The sequence below is a fragment of the Citreicella sp. C3M06 genome (assembly GCF_018860705.1).
Classification (GTDB): Bacteria; Pseudomonadota; Alphaproteobacteria; order Rhodobacterales; family Rhodobacteraceae; genus Salipiger.
Map to the genome: position 1 here is coordinate 1 of NZ_JAHKQA010000074.1, position 1,187 is coordinate 1,187.

At 61.5% G+C, this 1,187-nt stretch carries 1 pseudogene; it reads left to right on the forward strand.

The window, feature by feature from the left end:
- Window positions 1-69 precede the first annotated feature (69 nt).
- Window positions 70-1,104 (forward strand): annotated as a pseudogene (locus tag KO516_RS17605) (transposase); the annotation flags it as partial.
- Window positions 1,105-1,187: the final 83 nt, after the last annotated feature.

The window sequence follows — 1,187 nt, forward strand, 5'->3', positions numbered from 1 at the left end:
TAGAATTTTCTCGGCAGGATGAACGAGGAGATTCCGATGAAGAAGACACGTTTTAGCGAGGCCCAGATCATGCACTGCCCGGCAGGGCATTGCGCAGCAATGGCCCGAGAGGGGGCGTGCTGCGCCAGATGGAGGGCGGTGTGCCTGCCGTCGAGCTGTGCCGGGAACACGGTATGAGTAGTGCGACGCTGTACAAATGGCGGGCGAAGTATGGCGGTATGGACGCCAGCCTCATCAGCGAGAGTGAGCGGTAAGCGCCATCGGTCCGAGCGCACCGCGAACGCGATGGCCGAGGAGAACCGACGCCTCAAGCGCATGTACGCAGACGTCAGCATGCAGAATGACCTCCTGAAGGAGGCGCTCGGAAAAAAATGATACGGCCACCCACTGTCCAGCAGGGCATTGCGCCGCAATGGCCCGAGAGGGGCAGCGCCGAGAGTTGGCCGTGAAAGCGGTGGCGATGAAGGGCGTCAGCATCGCGCTGGCCTGTCGGACCTTCCAGGTCAGCGAGACCTGTTACCGGTACAGCCCCAAGCTGGACGACGAGAACGGACAGATCGCCGACCTGCTGCTCGGGCTGACAAAAGCAAAGAAGATCTGGGGCTTTGGCCTGTGCTTTCTGTACCTGCGCAATGTCCAAGGATGAGCCGTTGTCGCGCCATTGGTCCGAGAGACAATGGCGAATGCTGGAACCACAAACGGGTCTACCGGATCTACCGCGAGCTGGAGCTGAACCTGCGCCCCTCTCGGGACATTGCGATGCAATGCCCTGCCGGGTGACAATCAAGCCGCGCAAGCGGCTGAAACGGGAGAAGCCTGACACGCTGGCGGTTCCGGAAGCTGCGAATGAGGTCTGGTCCATGGATTTCATGGCTGACAGGCTCGGGCCATTGCTGCGCAATGCCCTGCCGGGCAGTGGACGGTCGTCAGTTCTGGCTGCTGAACGTGCTGGACGATTTCAACCGCGAGGGCCTGGGAATCGAGGTCGACTTCTCGCTGCCTGCCGAGCGCGTGGTCCGGGCGTAGAACCAGATCAGCGAATGGCGTGGCGCACCAAAGACAATCAGGGTCGACAACGGCCCGGAATACATCAGCGGCACCCTCCCTCTCGGGATATTCCTGCGGAATACCCTGCCGGGCAGTGCATGGAATGGGCGGAGCACAAGGGCATCGTCCTAGGGTCAGGA